General features: G+C 70.9%; 15 protein-coding genes and 2 pseudogenes. All 17 read right to left on the reverse strand.

Translation table 11 applies throughout. From position 1 onward, the window contains the following. Positions 1-44: 44 nt before the first annotated feature. Positions 45-1,322 carry a hypothetical protein gene (locus ACIRPP_RS20430; RefSeq protein WP_403644582.1) on the reverse strand — a complete coding sequence of 426 codons (1,278 nt, stop codon included), beginning with the start codon at positions 1,320-1,322 and terminating at the stop codon, positions 45-47. 20 nt (positions 1,323-1,342) lie between these two features. After that, the gene (gene eccD, locus ACIRPP_RS20435) at positions 1,343-2,713 is read right to left on the reverse strand and encodes a type VII secretion integral membrane protein EccD (RefSeq protein WP_403644585.1); all 1,371 of its coding nucleotides are present in this window, start codon (positions 2,711-2,713) and stop codon (positions 1,343-1,345) included. 31 nt (positions 2,714-2,744) lie between these two features. Further along, the gene (locus tag ACIRPP_RS20440; protein WP_403644587.1) at positions 2,745-3,011 is read right to left on the reverse strand and encodes a hypothetical protein; all 267 of its coding nucleotides are present in this window, start codon (positions 3,009-3,011) and stop codon (positions 2,745-2,747) included. 26 nt (positions 3,012-3,037) lie between these two features. Next, positions 3,038-3,688, reverse strand: a complete 651-nt coding sequence (locus ACIRPP_RS20445) for an immunity 49 family protein (protein WP_403644590.1) — start codon at positions 3,686-3,688, stop codon at positions 3,038-3,040. Positions 3,689-4,139: 451 nt separating this feature from the next. Further along, complete coding sequence (locus ACIRPP_RS20450) at positions 4,140-5,018, reverse strand: immunity 49 family protein (RefSeq protein WP_403644593.1); 879 nt, start codon at positions 5,016-5,018, stop codon at positions 4,140-4,142. A gap of 12 nt (positions 5,019-5,030) precedes the next feature. Next, positions 5,031-7,715: a hypothetical protein gene (locus ACIRPP_RS20455; protein ID WP_403644652.1), complete on the reverse strand. Its 2,685-nt coding sequence runs from the start codon at positions 7,713-7,715 to the stop codon at positions 5,031-5,033. A 25-nt stretch (positions 7,716-7,740) separates the two neighbouring features. Continuing rightward, positions 7,741-8,100, reverse strand: a pseudogene (locus tag ACIRPP_RS20460) (DUF6507 family protein); the annotation flags it as partial. Positions 8,101-8,154: 54 nt separating this feature from the next. Beyond that, the gene (locus tag ACIRPP_RS20465; protein ID WP_403644595.1) at positions 8,155-8,466 is read right to left on the reverse strand and encodes a pore-forming ESAT-6 family protein; all 312 of its coding nucleotides are present in this window, start codon (positions 8,464-8,466) and stop codon (positions 8,155-8,157) included. A gap of 43 nt (positions 8,467-8,509) precedes the next feature. After that, on the reverse strand, positions 8,510-8,842 hold the full coding sequence (locus tag ACIRPP_RS20470; protein WP_403644598.1) for a hypothetical protein: 333 nt from the start codon (positions 8,840-8,842) through the stop codon (positions 8,510-8,512). Positions 8,843-9,199: 357 nt separating this feature from the next. Next, on the reverse strand, positions 9,200-9,589 hold the full coding sequence (gene rbsD / locus ACIRPP_RS20475) for a D-ribose pyranase (protein ID WP_403644601.1): 390 nt from the start codon (positions 9,587-9,589) through the stop codon (positions 9,200-9,202). Beyond that, on the reverse strand, positions 9,586-10,500 hold the full coding sequence (locus ACIRPP_RS20480; protein ID WP_403644603.1) for a ribokinase: 915 nt from the start codon (positions 10,498-10,500) through the stop codon (positions 9,586-9,588). The genes rbsD and ACIRPP_RS20480 overlap by 4 nt, the downstream gene beginning before the upstream one ends. 74 nt (positions 10,501-10,574) lie before the next feature. Continuing rightward, positions 10,575-12,533 (reverse strand): substrate-binding domain-containing protein, encoded by a 1,959-nt coding sequence (locus ACIRPP_RS20485; protein ID WP_403644605.1) that lies wholly within the window; start codon positions 12,531-12,533, stop codon positions 10,575-10,577. Then, entirely contained in the window at positions 12,523-14,124 is a 1,602-nt protein-coding gene (locus tag ACIRPP_RS20490) for a sugar ABC transporter ATP-binding protein (RefSeq protein ID WP_403644607.1), read from the reverse strand. Before ACIRPP_RS20490 ends, ACIRPP_RS20485 begins: the two co-directional genes overlap by 11 nt. Further along, positions 14,121-15,212: a LacI family DNA-binding transcriptional regulator gene (locus ACIRPP_RS20495; protein ID WP_403644610.1), complete on the reverse strand. Its 1,092-nt coding sequence runs from the start codon at positions 15,210-15,212 to the stop codon at positions 14,121-14,123. The genes ACIRPP_RS20490 and ACIRPP_RS20495 overlap by 4 nt, the downstream gene beginning before the upstream one ends. Positions 15,213-15,375: 163 nt before the next feature. Then, positions 15,376-15,807 carry an ankyrin repeat domain-containing protein gene (locus ACIRPP_RS20500; protein WP_403644613.1) on the reverse strand — a complete coding sequence of 144 codons (432 nt, stop codon included), beginning with the start codon at positions 15,805-15,807 and terminating at the stop codon, positions 15,376-15,378. 169 nt (positions 15,808-15,976) lie between these two features. Further along, the gene (locus tag ACIRPP_RS20505) at positions 15,977-16,387 is read right to left on the reverse strand and encodes an ATP-binding protein (RefSeq protein ID WP_403644616.1); all 411 of its coding nucleotides are present in this window, start codon (positions 16,385-16,387) and stop codon (positions 15,977-15,979) included. A 132-nt stretch (positions 16,388-16,519) separates the two neighbouring features. Continuing rightward, positions 16,520-16,605 (reverse strand): annotated as a pseudogene (locus ACIRPP_RS20510) (IS5/IS1182 family transposase); the annotation flags it as partial.

Raw genomic sequence — 16,605 nt, forward strand, 5'->3', positions numbered from 1 at the left:
CGGGGCGTGGGGTGGACGCGAGCCGGGGTGTACCGGCCGGGCGCTCATCGCACCCTCACCGCGCGCCCCATCGCCTCGGCGGCCAACCGCAGGACGGCCTGCCGCGTGGCGTTCGCCAGGAGCTCGGTGTGGATGGGCCCACCACCGGCCAGATGCCGGTCGTACGGCACGGGGACGACGGTGACCCCGGCCTCCTTGAGGTGTCCCGCGGCCGTCCTGCCGTCGAGGAGCATGTCGGGGGCGCCCGACACCAGCGCCACGACCGTGGTGGCCAGGGCGGAGTGCGGCAACCGGCCCAGCCAGTCCAGGACTTGGCGGGTGGCGTTCACCCCCTCCGCGGTGGCCGGGGCCACCACCACCCGGGCGTGCGCGGTGTCCATGGCGGTGCGGGCCACCTCGCCGGGGAGCGTCTCGCAGTCGACCACGGTCACGGCGAAGTAGCGGCGCAGGGCGAGCGTCGCCTTGCGGTACGACGTCATGTCGAGCGGCGGCCCGACCTGACCCCGGCTCGCGGGCAGCAGCCAGCCACCGTCCGGCACCGGCACCAAGTAGCCGGTGATGTCCGTCAATTGCATGGAGGGGTGGACGATCTGCGCGAGGTCGGCGCATGTCCAGCGCACCGCCTCCGCGCCCATGCGCACCGGCAGGGTGCCCAGCGCGGCGTCGGCCTCCAGCGTGAGCACCGGGTCGTGCCGGTAGTGGTTGAGGGTGCGTCCGAGCAACGCGGCGACGGTGGACTTGCCGACGCCGCCGCGGATGGAGGTGACGGCCACGACCCGGCCGGTGGTCACTGGCTGCTGCAACTCCCGGGCGAGCGCCGTCTGTTCGGCGACGTCCTGGGAGACGGAGGAGGTGAGCTTGCGCAGCACCCGCCCCGTGCGCCTGGGCACGGAATCGCCGTGCAGGGGGCGACCCAGCGCCAGGAGGAGACGAGGGTCGAGGGTGGGGGACGACTCCGGGGCGGGGGCGGCGGGGAGGTGCGTGGCACGGGCCGGGGCGGGGCCGGGAACAGCGCGAGCCGCGGGCCGCTGCGGGGCTGGTTCGTCGGTGGCCCGGGCTCGGATGTGGCCGGGGGTGGTGGGTGCCGCGGCCTGCTGCGCCACCGGTTCGTCGGTGGTCCGAGCAGGTGGTAGGGGTAGCGCGGGCTCCGCGCCGGGCTCCATGACCGCGTCCGGCTTGGCACCGCCCTGGGGATCGGCGCCCGAGGGACCGGGTACCCCGCCGCCCAGCTCCCGCAGCACATCCCGCTGCCAGTCACCGCTATCGACGCCTGCACTGTGGTGCGCCGAAGGCTGCTCCCGCCCCTGCTCCCCGTTGGTCATGCCACCGCGCCCCTCAGACCTCACGCGAAGGTGTCGAGCAGTCGCCCGTACACACCGAACACGCCGACGAGCAACGGAAGCAGCGCGATGACCCCCACCGATTCGACCAGGTCACCGGCCCGCCGTAGCCGGATCCGCACGTGCTCGGCCGGCTGTACGGCGAGCACGACGAGCGGCGCGACCGCCAGCGCCACGAGGACCGCCAGGGGCGCCGCAGCCGAGGACGCCTCCGCCCAGACCACCAACAGCCGTACGGCGACGCAGGCCGCGGCGGCCAGCAGCACGACCACTTCGGCGACCAGCGGAAACGCCCGGGCCCGCAGCGCCACTACCACCGCGACGACCGCGGCCAGCGGAACCGTCCATCCCGAGGGCGCCCGCAGCGCCAGTACGGCGGCCACGGAGGCCGACCCCGCGAGAGTGATCGTGGCGAGCACCAGCCCGCGGTGGGCGGCGGACAGGGCGACGGACACCTGGTGGCGGCTGACGGAGACCCCGCCGGCCCGGCGGTCGTCGAGTCCGGAGAGGCCGGACGCCATCAGCGCGAGCCGCGGCAGCACGCCGAGCACCACCACCGACACCACGCCGACCACGGCCCCGACCCGGGCCTGCTGCTCCGCCGTCCCGGCACCGGACTGCACAGCGACGACGACCCCCCAGCCGACCGCGGTCAGCGCCACCGCACCGGCACCGACGAGCCCGCCCCGCCCCAACGGAGTGAACAACCCGAGCAGAGAGAGGACCAGCACCCCCACGGCGGCCACTCCGGCGAATCGCAGCATGCCCGCCGACTCCCCGCCGAAGCCGTCGACCAGGCTCCACACGCCCAGCACCCCGAGCGCGCCACCCGCGCACAGGAGAGTCGTGGCGAGGCCATGCCTGCGCGCCCGCCCGAGAACCGCACCCGCGACCGCGAACGCACCGGCTGCGGAGAGCAGGGCGGCGCCGACGACCGAGTGGTCGTACTGTGCCCGCGCGAACAGCGCGGCGACGACCACCCAGCCCACGCACACGACCCCCGCCGTCACCCGCCGCGTGGCCGGCCCCCATACCCACGTCCGATGACCGAGATCCTCCGCCACCTCGTCGGTGACGTCGTGCACGACAGGGGCGGGCGGGGCGTCCTCCGCGCGCACGAGGCGCAGGACCGCACCGTCGCGGATGCCCGCCGTCTCCAGGGTGCTGTCGTGATCGAGCGCCGAGCCGTCCACCGTGACGAGGTGACGGGAGGCGGGCCGCCCGGCCACACGGTCGTCCAGCAACCGCATGATCTCCGGCAGCAGCAGCCCGACCGGCTCCCGCGCCGGCAGGACGAGGTCGACGCGGCGCCGCTCCCCGACGAGCGTGACCCGGCTCAACACCGTCGGCCCACCGGTCGTTTCCCTGCTCAAGGCCCCCGTAGACATCACGTTTGCGAACCTATCACCGGCTTGTAGGACTGCCGGAGGGTGTGGAAACGCCGGGAGAGTAAGGGCTGTTCTCCCCCATCAACCGATGCGACACGAACGACCACCCCACGCACCCCGCGCACAGCACGGCCGTGATCACCATCCCGGCGATCACCTTCCCCACCCGCTCGTCCAGGGCTCGCCGCTGCCGCTGCGCCCCGAACACCAGGGCGTCCCGCAAACGGCGCCGCCGCACGGAGACGGATTCGAGAAGCTGACTGTCGTAGTCCTGCGCGGACATGCTGATCATTCACCTCGTGCGTCGGGTCAGGTGGGAAACTCACCGAGCCAGCTGCGCTCGAGCAGGTGCTCGGGCAGGTACTCCGATTCGACCTGGATGGGCAGTCCGGCGTCATGAGCGAGGCAGGCGAGGGCGAGAATTGCAAGGGGGATGTCGCCGTCGCCGGTCTCCCGGCGCTCCTCGCTCGCCGTCCAGTACTCCTTGTGCAGTTCCAGCCCCCGCACCAGGGCCTCGTTGAACGCTTCCGCGTCCCGGCCGGCGAAGCGGTAGAAGAGAGTGATCGGCGGATACAGGACCTTGAGCATCATCTCGCGGTCCATGAACCGAAGCCGGTCCGGGTCGGTCGCGTCGAACGTGGCGACGAGTCTGTCCCCGAGGCCGGGCCGCTCCAGCCAGTAGGTCTGGAGGGTGTCGACCCAGTGGTAGATGTACTCCTCGAACACGGCGCCGGAGGCCCGCAGCGTCTCGATCGGTACCTGGCACAGTTGGGTCATCCGCTCCTGGTCGCGGCAGACGACAGCCAGCCAGAAGGCATCCAGCCAGGTCCCGGCATCAACAAAGTGGGTGACCCCGACGGCGGGGATCGTCCGCACCTCATGGCCGAGCACGCACTCGACCGTGGTGCCCTCTGGTGCGGTCGCCGAGGCGAACAAGGCGGACCCGACCTGCATGGCCATGACCCAGGCTTCCCACGTCTCCAGTTTGGCTGCGGTGGGGTTCGCTCAGCGAAAGAGGCTGGCGTTGGACAGAGCACCGCTGAAGGACAGCCGAAGCTCTGCGGATATTCCTAAGACGCTTGATGTGGCCAAGGGTTTCCTCGTTGAGTTCTTGTCGGAGCTCGTCCGGGTTCGGGTGAGCGCCCTCCGGTGCGGGCCGCACAACAATGGCCGACAATTCCTGTTATCCCCGACTTTTCAGTAAACGTACATCGCCGCCGTTCACCGGGACCGCAGCGCCGACCACGGCAGGCAGCCCGCCGCGCACCCGGGGCACGCGCACGCACTCCCGCTGCACACCGAAGAGCAACGGGTCCGCCATCGCCGTCGACGCATGGCTACGGGACCGAGGAGCTGGTTGTCGTAATCCTGAGCTGCTGTCATTATCTGAGACCGCCTGCCGGGACGCGGATCACGTCTCGAACTCGCCGACCCACGAACGCCTCAGCAGGTGCTTGGGCAAGTAATCGGACTCGACCTCGACCGGGAATCCGTTGTCGTAAGCCATACAGGCCAACGCGAGTGGAGCGAGAGCCACCAGGCCGTCACCGCTCAGGGCGCGTGCCGCGTCACCGGCCCAGTACTGCTTGTGCCCGGTGACGGCGTCAACCAGTGCAGTGTTGAAATGATCAATCTCCCGCAACTGGAAGCGATGGAAGAGTTCGAGTGGCGGATAAAGGATCTTCAGCACCATATCCCTGTCGGTGATGCTTTCCCGCTCGGGATCGGTGCCCTTGACCGCTGATACCAAGTTGTCCCACATATCTGTTGCCCGACCGGCCCAATAACTCTGGAGAGCCTCCACCCAGTCATAGACATGGTCGTCGAAGACCGCACCCTCGGGAACGGAAGCGCGAAGGAACGACACAGGTACCTGCATCAGTCGATCGAGGCGATCGTTCTCGCGGCAGATCGTCGCCAGATAGACCGATGTGAGCCACGCCCCCGCATGCGTATAGGGCGCCGGCCCCGTCGCAGGCAGGTTTTTCACCTCGCCCGCGCTGCCGATGCGGCATGGTACGGGCCCCTCGACGGCTGTGGCAGAGTCGAACAGGGCGCAGCCGACCTGCATGGCGGTGACCCAGGCTTCCCACGTCTCAAGCCTGGCCGCTTCGGGGTCCGTCGAGCAGCGCCACTTCGCCATGGTCAGGGTGCTGCTCAGTGCCCGATGGCGGGACATCTTCGACGTTTCCAGTCGGCCGAGAACTCGGCGTGTCCCGTCGATGAGTGGCGCCATGGCCTCGGCTGCGTCGCCCGTACGGAAGTCATGGCGCGGAACACTCGTGACCACTGAACCTCTCCTTTAGTCGATCTTGAAGTATTCCATGACGGCGCCAGTGTAGGATCCCGTGTTCTCCTGCGCCTTCACGAGGACGTACTGTATTTTTCCGCTTTCCAGAGCGTCATCGAGGGTGTTGGCGATCTCGGCGTCTCTTCCGCCGCGTGCCCACATCTTCTCGAGTATTGTATAGAAGTACTCCTTGGTGCCCTGTTTGACCATCATGCCCTCGTAGACGCCCGCTCCCTTGCGCCAACCGAGCTCCGCTGAGGGCGCCTTCGCTTCGACGATCACGTAGCTGCCGTCATCGCCGAGCTTGTACACCTGGTCGAACATGTCGGCGCCGTTGGGTGTCTTCGGAAGTGGCACCCACTCGGCGCCTGGGAACTCATGGGGAACCACGTGCAGTTCAGCGGCCTTCTCGCCCAGCTTCTCGGATATCTTGCTGTTGTTCGGAACATCGCCGAGTTGCTCGGCATACGCTTCCTGCGCCCTCTTCAGAGCCTCGTGCGTATCGCGTGTGGGAGCCGATTCGACTGCCTTTTTCGCCTCGATGAGATCCCCGGCCACCTTTCGGTCCTTCGCCAGCCTGTCAAGTTCAGGACGGTGTGCGGGGGCTGCCGAGTCCGGCCCCAGCGGCGTCCGGCCGAACTTGACGTCCGACGGGCCGCTCGGAAGGTCGTGCTTGGCTACCAGATTTCCGCTCGCATCCCTGGCCAGGATGGGCAATTCGACACCGTCAACGACCCTTGAGGCGTCCTTGCGTCGGTCGAGAGCGTCATAGTGTTGATCCCGCCAAGCCGGGTCGTTGTTGGCCCTCCAGACGTGCTCGTCCCGGATGTGCTTTCGTTCTTCGGCGGTGAGTTCCCGGTCCCCGGGGGGATTGTTTCCTTCGGAACGGTGATCGGAACCACCTGACCTCGGAGAAGATCTCGATGGTTCGTCGCCGGTACCGGACCTGTCGGGATCGCCTGTTGCTCTGTCGGAACCGCCGCCTGAGGCCTGCGGTGCCAGAGACCTTCCGTCACCGTGTGCCAGAGGCGAGTTTCGGCCGTCCCCACTCGCATGACCTCCGCCGGTTCCGCCGTGCTGGGTGGGGATCGGGCCGCTGTCGGGCCCACCGCTGCCGGTGGGCCCGATACCGCCCGCCGTATCCCCTCCGGCGTTGGGCGAGGGCCCCGTGTCCGTCCCAGACGCTCCGGCGTCCTCACCGAGATGTGCGGTCGCCGCCGGGTTCCCACCGGCCCGCCCCGTCGCGCCGTCGCCGACGTGGGCCGCCGTGCCCGCAGCCGCGTGTGCGCCCGCCCGGTCAGCTGCCCCAACCAGTGCGCCGTCCTCCTGCGGCAGGCTCCGCTCCAGCAACTCCCGGTCCGTCGCCGACAGTTCCACCTTCGCCGGTGCCGCCGTCCCGTCCGCGCGGACGACCGAGCCGTCGTCCAGGTTCAGGCGGGTGCCGTCCGGCCACTCCACGACGTTGTCGCGGATGACCGGCGTGTCGTCGGCGACGCGGACCACGCTGCCGTCGGGCTGGGCGCGGGCCGCACCGGAGATGGCGTCGTCGTAGGCGCCCGCGTGCACGCCCCGCAGGCCGGCGAACAGGTCGGTGACCTTGACCGTGTTGAACGTCGCGGCCTTGCCCAGGTAGGTCATCGGGTCGACGAACCGGGCCGTCTTGCCGAGGGCACCGACGGTGCGGCCGATGCCGCCGCTCTTCGCCGCCGCTCCGGCTCCTCCGGTGAACACCGTGGTGAGGACGTTGAAGGTGACCGCGCCGCCCGCACGGGCGGGGTTCTCGCTCCACTGGTCCCAGGCCACCAGCGCCTTGCCTGTCTCCTTGACCGCGTTGCGGGAATCGCGCAGGTAGGAGGGTAGCTTGTCCTCGGGTAGTGCCCAGTAGGCGACGCCGACGACGGGTACCGCGGTGACGAGCACGCCGGTGGCCAGCTTGCCGAGCCCTTTCCACGCCTCGCCCGCCGCGTCCCAGCCGTCGTAGCCGAGCAGGGTGCCGAGGCCCTGGACCGTGGCCCACACACCGTCGACGAAGAAGCCCTTGCCGACCTCCCACACCTGGTGACCCAGCCAGTCGAGCCCGTGCCGCTCCTTCTCCACGATGCTGCCCCAGGGCAGTTCATCGGACTGGTTCAGCAGCTCGGCGGTGAATCCGTAGGTCCTGGTCCCGCGCTTCACCAGACGCTTGTCCGCGCCGTCCTCGAGGATCAGCGTCGAGCCGCCCACCAGTGCGGTGATCGCGTTGTGGCAGTCGACCTCTGCCTGCCAGAACGCCTCCGACGTGGCGTTGACGTCGTACACCAAGTCGTTGTTGAGCTGGACGTTGTCGTCGTCCGCACGCCAGTCGTCGTCGCCTGCTATCTGCTGCCGAAAGGTTTCTGCGCGGCGCTTGAGGCTCTTCAGTCTCGCTACGAGCGGCTGGGTCGCCGTCTCGTAGGAGCTGAGTGCTGCCGCTACCTTCTCCAGATCGTCGGCGAACTCGTCCGCTTTGGCCGCCACCGGGGCAGTCGTGGCGAACAGTTGCTCCGCCTCCGGTGCGGTATAGCACGACGACAGTCCCTGGAAGCGGGTGTGCACGTCGGAACCCGACTGCCGGAAGACGAGCGCCTCGGCCGTCAGGAGTTTGTGGTCGGTGCCCAGTTGCTCCAGGTCGCCGGTGAACTGCGGGATCTTCTGCGGGTCGATCAGCTCCGCGGTCACTTGCCCCCTGCTGTTCGCCCGCACCCGGCAGGTCGATCTTCGGTTCCTTCAGCGCGTTCGCATGGGCCCGCGCGGCCATGGCCAGATCGCCCTCGACGTACGCTTTGGTGGCGGTGTCCGCTCCGTTGAGGGAGTTCGCCGTGCGCACCGCTACATACATCAGCCTTTTCTGGTGGGCGGTGAAGAACTCCTCCAGTGCCGTCCCGACCGGGCCCTGGACCCCGCTCTTCTCCGCACCGCCCGGCTGGATCGTGCCGGCGGACTTCGCCGCGCTCGGCAGACTCTCCTGCAGGGCCTTCCCGGTGTCCGCAAGCCCCTTGGCCGCCTCCGCCGTCTTGGCGAGAACGCGCTGCACGCCGGACGGCGAGATGTCCCACCCCGTCATGTGGATTCCCCGTATCCCCGTAACCCGTGTCTCGTCGGTCGCAGACCGACCGGGTCAGCCGATGTTGTCGACCGCCGCGCGCGCCTTCGCCAGCGTCGTCTGGGCCGTCCCGTCGTTCTCCACGAGGGTGGTGCGCACCAGCCGGATGATGCTGCGTACCTCGTTGGCCGCGCGATTCCAGCGCACCTCTTTGCCGTGGTACTCGTCGGAGACACCGTCGGCCTTGAAGTCGGCCATGGCGGCCTTCACGGCCTTGTCGCGGTCGGTCAGGACGCGTTCCAACTGGCCGACGATCCCCTGCAGGCCGCCCTGCACCTCGCTCGACGCGCCGGTGTCGTAGGAGCGGCGGTCCATGCTCTGACTCATGGTCAGATCCCCCTGTGGTTGTGGTCTCTTGGCGGGCGGTGTCCTAGCGCGCGCCGAAGCGGGCGGCGTCGAAGTTCGCCGCACCCATGTTCTTGCGGGCGTTGTCCTGCTGCTCCACGTCACCGGTGCCGAACGCCGTGTCCATACCGCTCTGGCCTTCCAGGATCGCGGCGAGCGACTGGTTCAGAGCAGCGGTGATCTCGTCCGCCCGCCTCTTGAACGAGTCGAAGGCGACCTTCCCGGATCCATTGAACTTGCCCTCCAGCGGCTCGGCCGCCTGGATGAGCATGCGGATCAGCGTGCCCAGGTCGGTGCTCGAACCGACCGTGTTCTTGCCCAGATCCGACAGGGTCGTGGACCCCATGTCGAACTTCACGTGTGTCAACCCCCGTGCGTCACGTACACCTCACGAACCTTATCGAACATGCTGTCGTGCAACCCGTCGCGGGTGCAACGCCGTTGAGCGCGGTGCGACGTGATCCGGACATGTGAAGGCCAACGCTCTCCGGTTCGTCGGAGCATTCTTTTCGCGAAGGCGTGCAACCCTCCCCCCACCTCGCGGGTCGTACTTGCTGTCAGGACTTCTGGGAGGGGACCCGGGGGGGAATCGAGAGGTTCTGACGGGGGAGGGAAGCGAAGGGGCCCGGTCGACGGACCGGGCCCCTTCGAAGTACGTGCATGCGCCCCGCCGGGTGGGCGTGCGCGGGGAGAAGCCCCCTGCGCTGAACCCCCTCTAGAAGAAGACCCCGCACCGCAGCAGTACGTTCGCGTACGGCCGGGCCTCGCCCGTGCGGACGACGAGACGCGCGCCCGCCGTCAGTTCCTTGAGCCGCTCGTGGGGGACCAGGTGCAGCCCGGGGAAGTGGCCGGTGAGCAGGCCGGCGGCGGCCGGGTTGGCCTCGTGGACCTCGGCGGCGGCCGTCGCGCCCTCGACGACCAGCTCGGCCAGCAGCCCGTCCAGGACCTCCGCGAACGACGGCACCCCGGCCCGGAAGGCGAGGTCGACGACGCGCGGCCCGTCGGGGATCGGCATGCCGACGTCGCACACCAGCACCCCGTCGCCGTGGCCGAGTTCGGCCAGGGCGCCGGAGAGCCGGCGGTTCAGGATTCCGTGCTTCTTCACAGGGCCGCGACCTCCGCCGCGGTCGGGAAGGACACCTGCGCGCCCTGCTTCGTCACCGTCGCCGCGCCCACCCGGGCCGCGTACGCCGCCGCCTCGGCGAGGGACTCGCCCGCGCCGAGCCGCCAGGCGAGCGCGGCGGTGAACGCGTCGCCCGCGCCGGTGGTGTCGACGGCGTGGACCCGGACGGAGGGGACCCGGGCGGTGCCCTCCGCGGAGGCCACCAGTGCGCCTTCGCCGCCCAGGGTGACCACCACCGACCGCGGGCCCGCGGCAAGCAACCCCCGTGCCCAGTCCTCCGGTTCGTCGCCGAGGCCGCCCGCACCGCCGGTGTCGCCCAGGATGACCTTCGCCTCGTGCTCGTTGACGATGAGCGGGTCGCAGGCGGCCAGTACCTCCGCGGGCAGCGGCTGCGGCGGCGACGGGTTGAGGACGAACCGGCTGCCGGGCGCGAGGCAGCGCACCACCTCCACCACCGTCTCCAGCGGGATCTCCAACTGCGCGGACACCACCCGGGAGGCGTGGAACAGGCTGCGGGCGGCCCGTACGTCCTGCGGCGCGAGCCGCCCGTTGGCGCCCGGCGAGACGACGATGCTGTTGTCACCGGACGGGTCCACGGTGATCAGCGCGACCCCGGTCGGGGCGCCGCCGACCAGCACGCCCACCGTGTCGACGCCGGCCGACCGCTGCGAGTCCAGCAGCAGCCGCCCGTGCGCGTCGTCGCCGACCCGGGCCAGCAGGGCCGTGCGGGCCCCGAGCCGGGCGGCCGCGACCGCCTGGTTGGCTCCCTTGCCGCCCGGATGGACGGCGAGGTCGGAGCCGAGCACCGTCTCCCCGGCGGCCGGGCGGCGTTCGACACCGATCACCAGGTCGGCGTTGGCCGACCCCACGACCAGGAGGTCGTAGTCGTTCATGACGTGCTCCCCACGTGCGTGTGCGGGGCGGGCGGCCGTCGTGGCCGCCCGCCCCAGGGTCCTGTCGGCGGTGGTCAGCCGCCGAAGTCGGCCACGTTGTCCTTCGTGACCACCTTCACCGGCACCTTGACCGTCCCGCTCACCTTCTTGCCGTCGACCGCGCGCAGCGCGTTGTCCACCGCGATCCTGCCCAGTTCCTTCGGCTGCTGCGCGACGGACGCGTACAGCGTGCCCGCCTCGACCGCCTTGAGCCCGTCCGGCGTGCCGTCGAAGCCGACGACCTGGACGGACGTGCCGGCCTTCGAGCCGAGCGCCTTGATCGCGCCGAGCGCCATCTCGTCGTTCTCGGCGAACACGCCGTCGATGTCGGGGTGCGCCTGGAGCAGGTTGGTCATCACGTCCAGGCCCTTGGTGCGGTCGAAGTCGGCCGGCTGCTTGGCGACGACCTTGATGCCCGGGTAGTCCTTCAGGCCCTCGGCGAAGCCCGCGCCCCGCTCGCGGCTGGCGGACGTGCCGGCCTGGCCCTGGAGGATCACGATGGTGCCCTCGCCGCCCAGCTTCTCGGCGAGCGCCTTGGCTCCCTGGCGGCCGCCGGCCACGTTGTCGGAGGCGACCAGCGCGTCCGTCTCGGCCTTGTTGACGCCCCGGTCCACGGCGATCACCGGGATGTCGGCCTGGTTGGCGGAGCGCACGGCCGGACCGGCCGCGTCGGAGTCCACCGGGTTGACGATGATCGCCCCGAGGCTGCCGCTGGTGAAGTTCTGCAGCTGGTTGGCCTGCTGGGAGGCGTCGTTCTGGGCGTCGGTGACGGTCAGGTCCACGCCCCGCTTCTTCGCCTCCTCCTTCGCGCCGGCCTGGATCTGCACGAAGAACGGGTTGTTGAGCGTCGACAGGGACAGTCCGACCTTCTCGGTCTTGGCGGTGGAGGAGCCGTTGTGCAGGAAGGACATGGCGCCGACGATCGCCGCCGCGACCACCGCGGCGAGGACGTAGGTCGCCGCCTGCTTCTTCCGGTTGCCGCCGCCGGACGTCCCGGCGGCCACCGGGGTGGCGCCCGCCTTGCGCCGCAGTGTGTCCAGGAGCACAGCCAGCGCGATCACGACACCGATCACGACCTGCTGCCAGAACGCCGACACGGACAGCAGGTTGAGGCCGTTGCGCAGCACCGCCAGGATCAGCGCGCCGATCAGCGTGCCGGACGCCTTGCCGGTGCCGCCGGCCAGCGAGGCGCCGCCGATGACGACCGCGGCGATCGCGTCCAGCTCGTAGCCCTGCGCGGCCTGCGGCTGGGCGGAGGCCAGCCGGGAGGCGAGCACGATGCCCGCAGCCGCGGCGAACAGGCCGGACAGCGCGTAGATGGCCAGCTTCTGCTTCTTCACCCGCAGCCCGGACAGGCGGGCCGCCTCCTCGTTGCCGCCGATCGCGTACATGGAGCGGCCGATGTAGGTGCGGCCGAGGATGAACGCCGTGATCAGTCCCATGCCGATCATCACGAGCACCGGCACCGGCAGCCAGCCGCCGAGGGTGTCGCCGAGGTGGGACACGGAGTCGGGGAAGGCGATCGGGGAGCCCTGGGAGATCACCAGGGACAGGCCGCGGGCCACCGACAGCATGGCCAGCGTGGCGATGAACGACGGGAGTTTCCCGTACGACACGAGGATGCCGTTGACCAGGCCGCACGCGATGCCGGTGGCGATGGCCAGCAGCACCGCGAGGACCACCGGGACGCCCGCGGAGGTGGCGCTCCAGGCGAGCACGGTGGCCGACAGGGCGGCGACCGAGCCGACCGACAGGTCGATGCCCGCGGAGACGATGACGAAGGTGACGCCGAAGGCGAGGATCGCGACGACCGCTGCCTGGACGCCGATGTTGAGCAGGTTGTCGGCGGTCAGGAAGTCACCGGACAGCGCCGACATGGCGATGACCAGGACGATGAGCGCGGTGAGCGCGCCGTTGTCGAGGAGCAGGCGGCGCAGGCCGCCCGGGGCGCCACCCTGCGCGCCCGGCTTGCTCTTGAGCGTGTCAGTGGCCACCGGTGGCCTCCGTTCCGTTGCTGTGGGGGCTGTCGTGCGGGCCGTCGGTGCCGGCGGTGTCCGAGGCGTCGGGCGAGGTGCCGGGCGAGGCGCCGGGGGAGGTGCTGACGGCGAGGGCCATCACGGCGTCCTGGGTGGCGTCCTCGGCGGCCAGTTCGCCGGCGACCCGGCCCTGCGCCATGACGACGACCCGGTCGCTCATGCCGAGCACCTCGGGCAGATCGCTGGAGATCATGAGCACCGCGGCGCCCGCGGCCGTCAGTTCGTTGATCAGCTGGTAGATCTCGACCTTCGCGCCGACGTCGATGCCGCGCGTCGGCTCGTCGAGGATCAGCACCTTGGTGTTCGCCAGCAGCCACTTGCCGATGACGACCTTCTGCTGGTTGCCGCCGGACAGGGTGCGCACGTGCTGCCCGAGGCCCGCCATCCGCACGCCGAGCTGCCGCGCGATGCGGTCGGCCGCCTCGTGCTGTCCCTTGAGGTCGACGAGGCCCGCGCGGGAGGTGGACCGCAGGGTGACCAGGCCGAGGTTCTCCTCGACGGACGCGTCGAGCACCAGGCCCTGCCCCTTGCGGTCCTCGGGCACCAGCCCGACGCCGGCCGCCATCGCGGCGTTCACGTCGTGCCCGCGCAGCGGCGCACCGCCGACGTGCACCGTCCCGGCGTCGTACGGATCCGCGCCGAACACCGCGCGGGCCACCTCGGTGCGCCCGGCGCCGACGAGTCCCGCGATGCCGACGACCTCACCGGCCCGCACCTCGAAGCTCACGTCGTGGAACACACCGTCCCGGGTGAGTCCTTCGACCTTGAGCAGGGCGTCACCGGCGTCGGTGCGCTCGCGCGGGTACTGCTGCTCGATGGACCGCCCGACCATCAGCCGGACCAGTTCCTCCTCGCCGGCCGTGGCGGACACCTGTCCGACGCTGCGGCCGTCCCGGATGACGGTGACCCGGTCGCCCAGGGCGGCGATCTCCTCCAGGTGGTGGGTGATGAAGACGATGCCGACGCCGTCCTCGCGCAGCCGCCGCACGATCGCGAACAGCCTGTCGACCTCCTCGGAGGTCAGTACGGCGGTCGGCTCGTCCATGATGAGCACCCGCGCGTCCAGGCTGAGCGCCTTGGCGATCTCGACCATCTGGAGCCGGGCGATGCCGAGTTCACGCACCCGCGCCCGGGGCGGCACGTCGACGCCGACCCGCTTCAGCAGCACCTCGGCGTCGGCCTCCATCGTCTTCCGGTCGATCATCCCGAAGCGGCGCGGCTGCCTGCCGAGGAAGATGTTCTCGGCGACCGTCAGGTCGGGCACCAGGTTGAACTCCTGGTAGATGGTGGCGATCCCGAGCCGCTCGGAGTCCTGCGCACCGTGGATGCGCACCTCCTCGCCGTCGACCACGATCCGCCCGGCGTCGGGCGTGTAGGCACCGGAGAGCATCTTGATCAGCGTGCTCTTGCCGGCGCCGTTCTCGCCGAGGAGCACATGCACCTCGCCCCGGCGCAGGTCGAAGTCGACGCTGTCGAGCGCGACCACGCCCGGGAAGGTCTTGCGGATGCCCTCGATGCGCAGCAACTCGTCCGGACTGCGGCTGCTCACGGCGTACTCCTTCGTACGGGGGAGGGGGACTGGGGGGCCGTCCCGGCCCGTGACGGCGACGGGGACGGGGAGGGTGACCGCGGGGCCGTCGCGGGCGCCGGCTCGCCGCACGAGCGGCGCACGACCAGCCGGGCGGGGAGGGTGACGGACTCGCCGGGCCGCCCCTCGATCCGGTCGACCAGCGCCCGCACGGCCGCGCGGCCCAGCTCGCGGGTCGGCTGGGCGATGGCGGTGACCGGCGGATCGGTGTGCACGAACCAGGGGATGTCGTCGAACGCGGCCAGCGCGATGTCGTCGGGCACGCGCAGTCCACGCTCCCGGATCGCGTCCAGCGCGCCGAGCGCCATCAGGTTGTCGGCGGCGAACAGCACGTCGGGCGGTTCGGCCAGCGCGAGGAAGCCCTCGGTGACCCGGCGTCCGCTCTCGGCCTGGAAGTCGCCCTGGCCGATGTGGGCGTCGGGGAGGTCCAGCCCGTAGGCGCCGAGCGCCTCCCGGAAGGCGTCCACGCGCTCCCGGCCGGTGGTGGTGGCCGCGGGCCCGGCGATGATCGCGAGCCGCCGGTGCCCGAGCCCGTACAGGTGGGCGACGAGGTCGCGGACGGCGTCGCGCCCGTCCGACCGGACGACGGGCACATCGACGCCGGGGATCCAGCGGTCGACGAAGACCATGGGCGTCCCGGCGCGGGCGGCACCGAGCATCCCGGGCGACCCGCCGTCGGTGGGGGAGACGAGCAGCCCGTCGATGCGCCGGTCGAGGAGCGTGGTGACGTGGTGGTCCTGGAGGTCCGGCCGCTCGTCGGCGTTGCCGATGATCACGCTGTAACCGAGCGCGCGGGCCTCCTCCTCGACGGAGCGGGCCAGCTCGGTGAAGTACGGGTTCATCACGTCGCTGATGACCAGGCCGAGGGTGCGGGTCTGGTCGGTGCGCAGCGACCGGGCGACGGCGTTCGGCCGGTAGCCGAGCCGCTCGACGGCGGCCGTCACCCGCGTCCGGGCCTCCGCGCTGACCGAGGGGTGCCCGTTCAGCACCCGCGACACCGTGGCCACGGACACACCGGCCTCGGCGGCAACGTCCTTGATGCTCGCCATCGTCGTTCCACCTCCTTGTGGAATCGATTACACGAGGGATTGGAATCGATTACACGGAGAAGGGCAAGGGGGTGGCCGGTGGCCGAAACTGAATCGTGACCGACGGGGCGGCCCCGGGACGGCCTCAGCCTCTCGCCCCTGCGCGCCGCCTGCGGGTGACGTCCTACCCGACCGCCCGCGGGACCGCGCCCGCCGCGACGAGCACGCCGGCCGTCTCCAGGTGGGGCCCGGCGTCCGCCCACTCCAGCGGGGTCCGCCCCGTGCCGTGGTCCTCGCGCAGGTTCGGGTCGGCGCCGTGCGCCAGCAGCTCGCGAACCGCCTCGGTGTGCCCCCAGCACGCGGCGGCGCACAGCGGCGTGCCCTCCGACCCGGCACCGCGGCTCTCGGTGTCGGGGCGTGCCCCCGCCGCCAGCAGCAGGCGGACCGTCGCGGCGTCCCCGTGCACGGCGGCCACGTAGAGCGGGGTGGTGCCGTCACCGTCCCTGCCCTCCGGGTCGGCACCGGCCCGCAGAGCGGCCCGCGCTCCGTGCACGTCCCCCACGAGAGCCGCCACGAAGAGACGCCGGAAGTGCTTCTTCTGCTGCCGCTGTTTCATGGGTGCCGAGCCTAGGGACCGCCGGGCCGGTCCCGCGAACCACTTTCGCCGCCGCTCCAGGCCGGGCTCCCGGGCTCCCGGCCGGGTCCCCCCAGTACGCTTGGCGGGCTCCGGGTCGGCCACGTGGTGGTTGATCCCGGTGTCGAAGAGGATCAGCGGATCCCGGCGGTCACGCGGCAGCCAGCTCACACCACACGTACTTGCCTCGGCTGCCGTCCCTGGCCAGCGGCTGCCACCCCCACACGTCGGCACAGGCGCGCACCAGCGCCAGCCCTCGCCCGTCCTCCGCTTCGGCCTCCTCGTCGAACGGTCGCGGCGGTTGCGGAGGTTCGGGGTCCGCGTCCCAGGCCCCGATGCGCAACGTGCCCGGCGGCGACCAGTGCACGCGCAGTGCGGCCGAGCCCTTGGTATGGCGCACGGCGTTGGACACCAGCTCCGTGGCCAGCAGTTCGGCGACATCCACCAGGCCGATCAGCCCGTGCATGGTCAGGATCAGGCGCAGGGTGCGGCGGCTGACGGTGACGGCGCGGACGTCGTTGGGGAGGTGGAGGGAGTACTCCCAGGGTGCGTTTTCGGGCATGCGGAACTCCGTCGTGTGCTCGGGAGGAGGGGGAGAGGGCCCGGTGTCATTGCCGCAGCCGTCATGGCAGGACGGGGCGGTGCGCTTCCGGTGGCCGGTGTCGCACGGTGTGCGTCGCGTCACTGAGCGTTTTCAGCGCTGCCTCTCCAGGGTGAGGACGGCTTTGGTGACTGACGTCATGCGGTTGGGGCTGATCCGGGACCTTCGGAAGATCCGCC

It is taken from the genome of Streptomyces sp. NPDC101219 (genome assembly GCF_044767675.1).
In the GTDB taxonomy this organism is placed as follows: domain Bacteria; phylum Actinomycetota; class Actinomycetes; order Streptomycetales; family Streptomycetaceae; genus Streptomyces.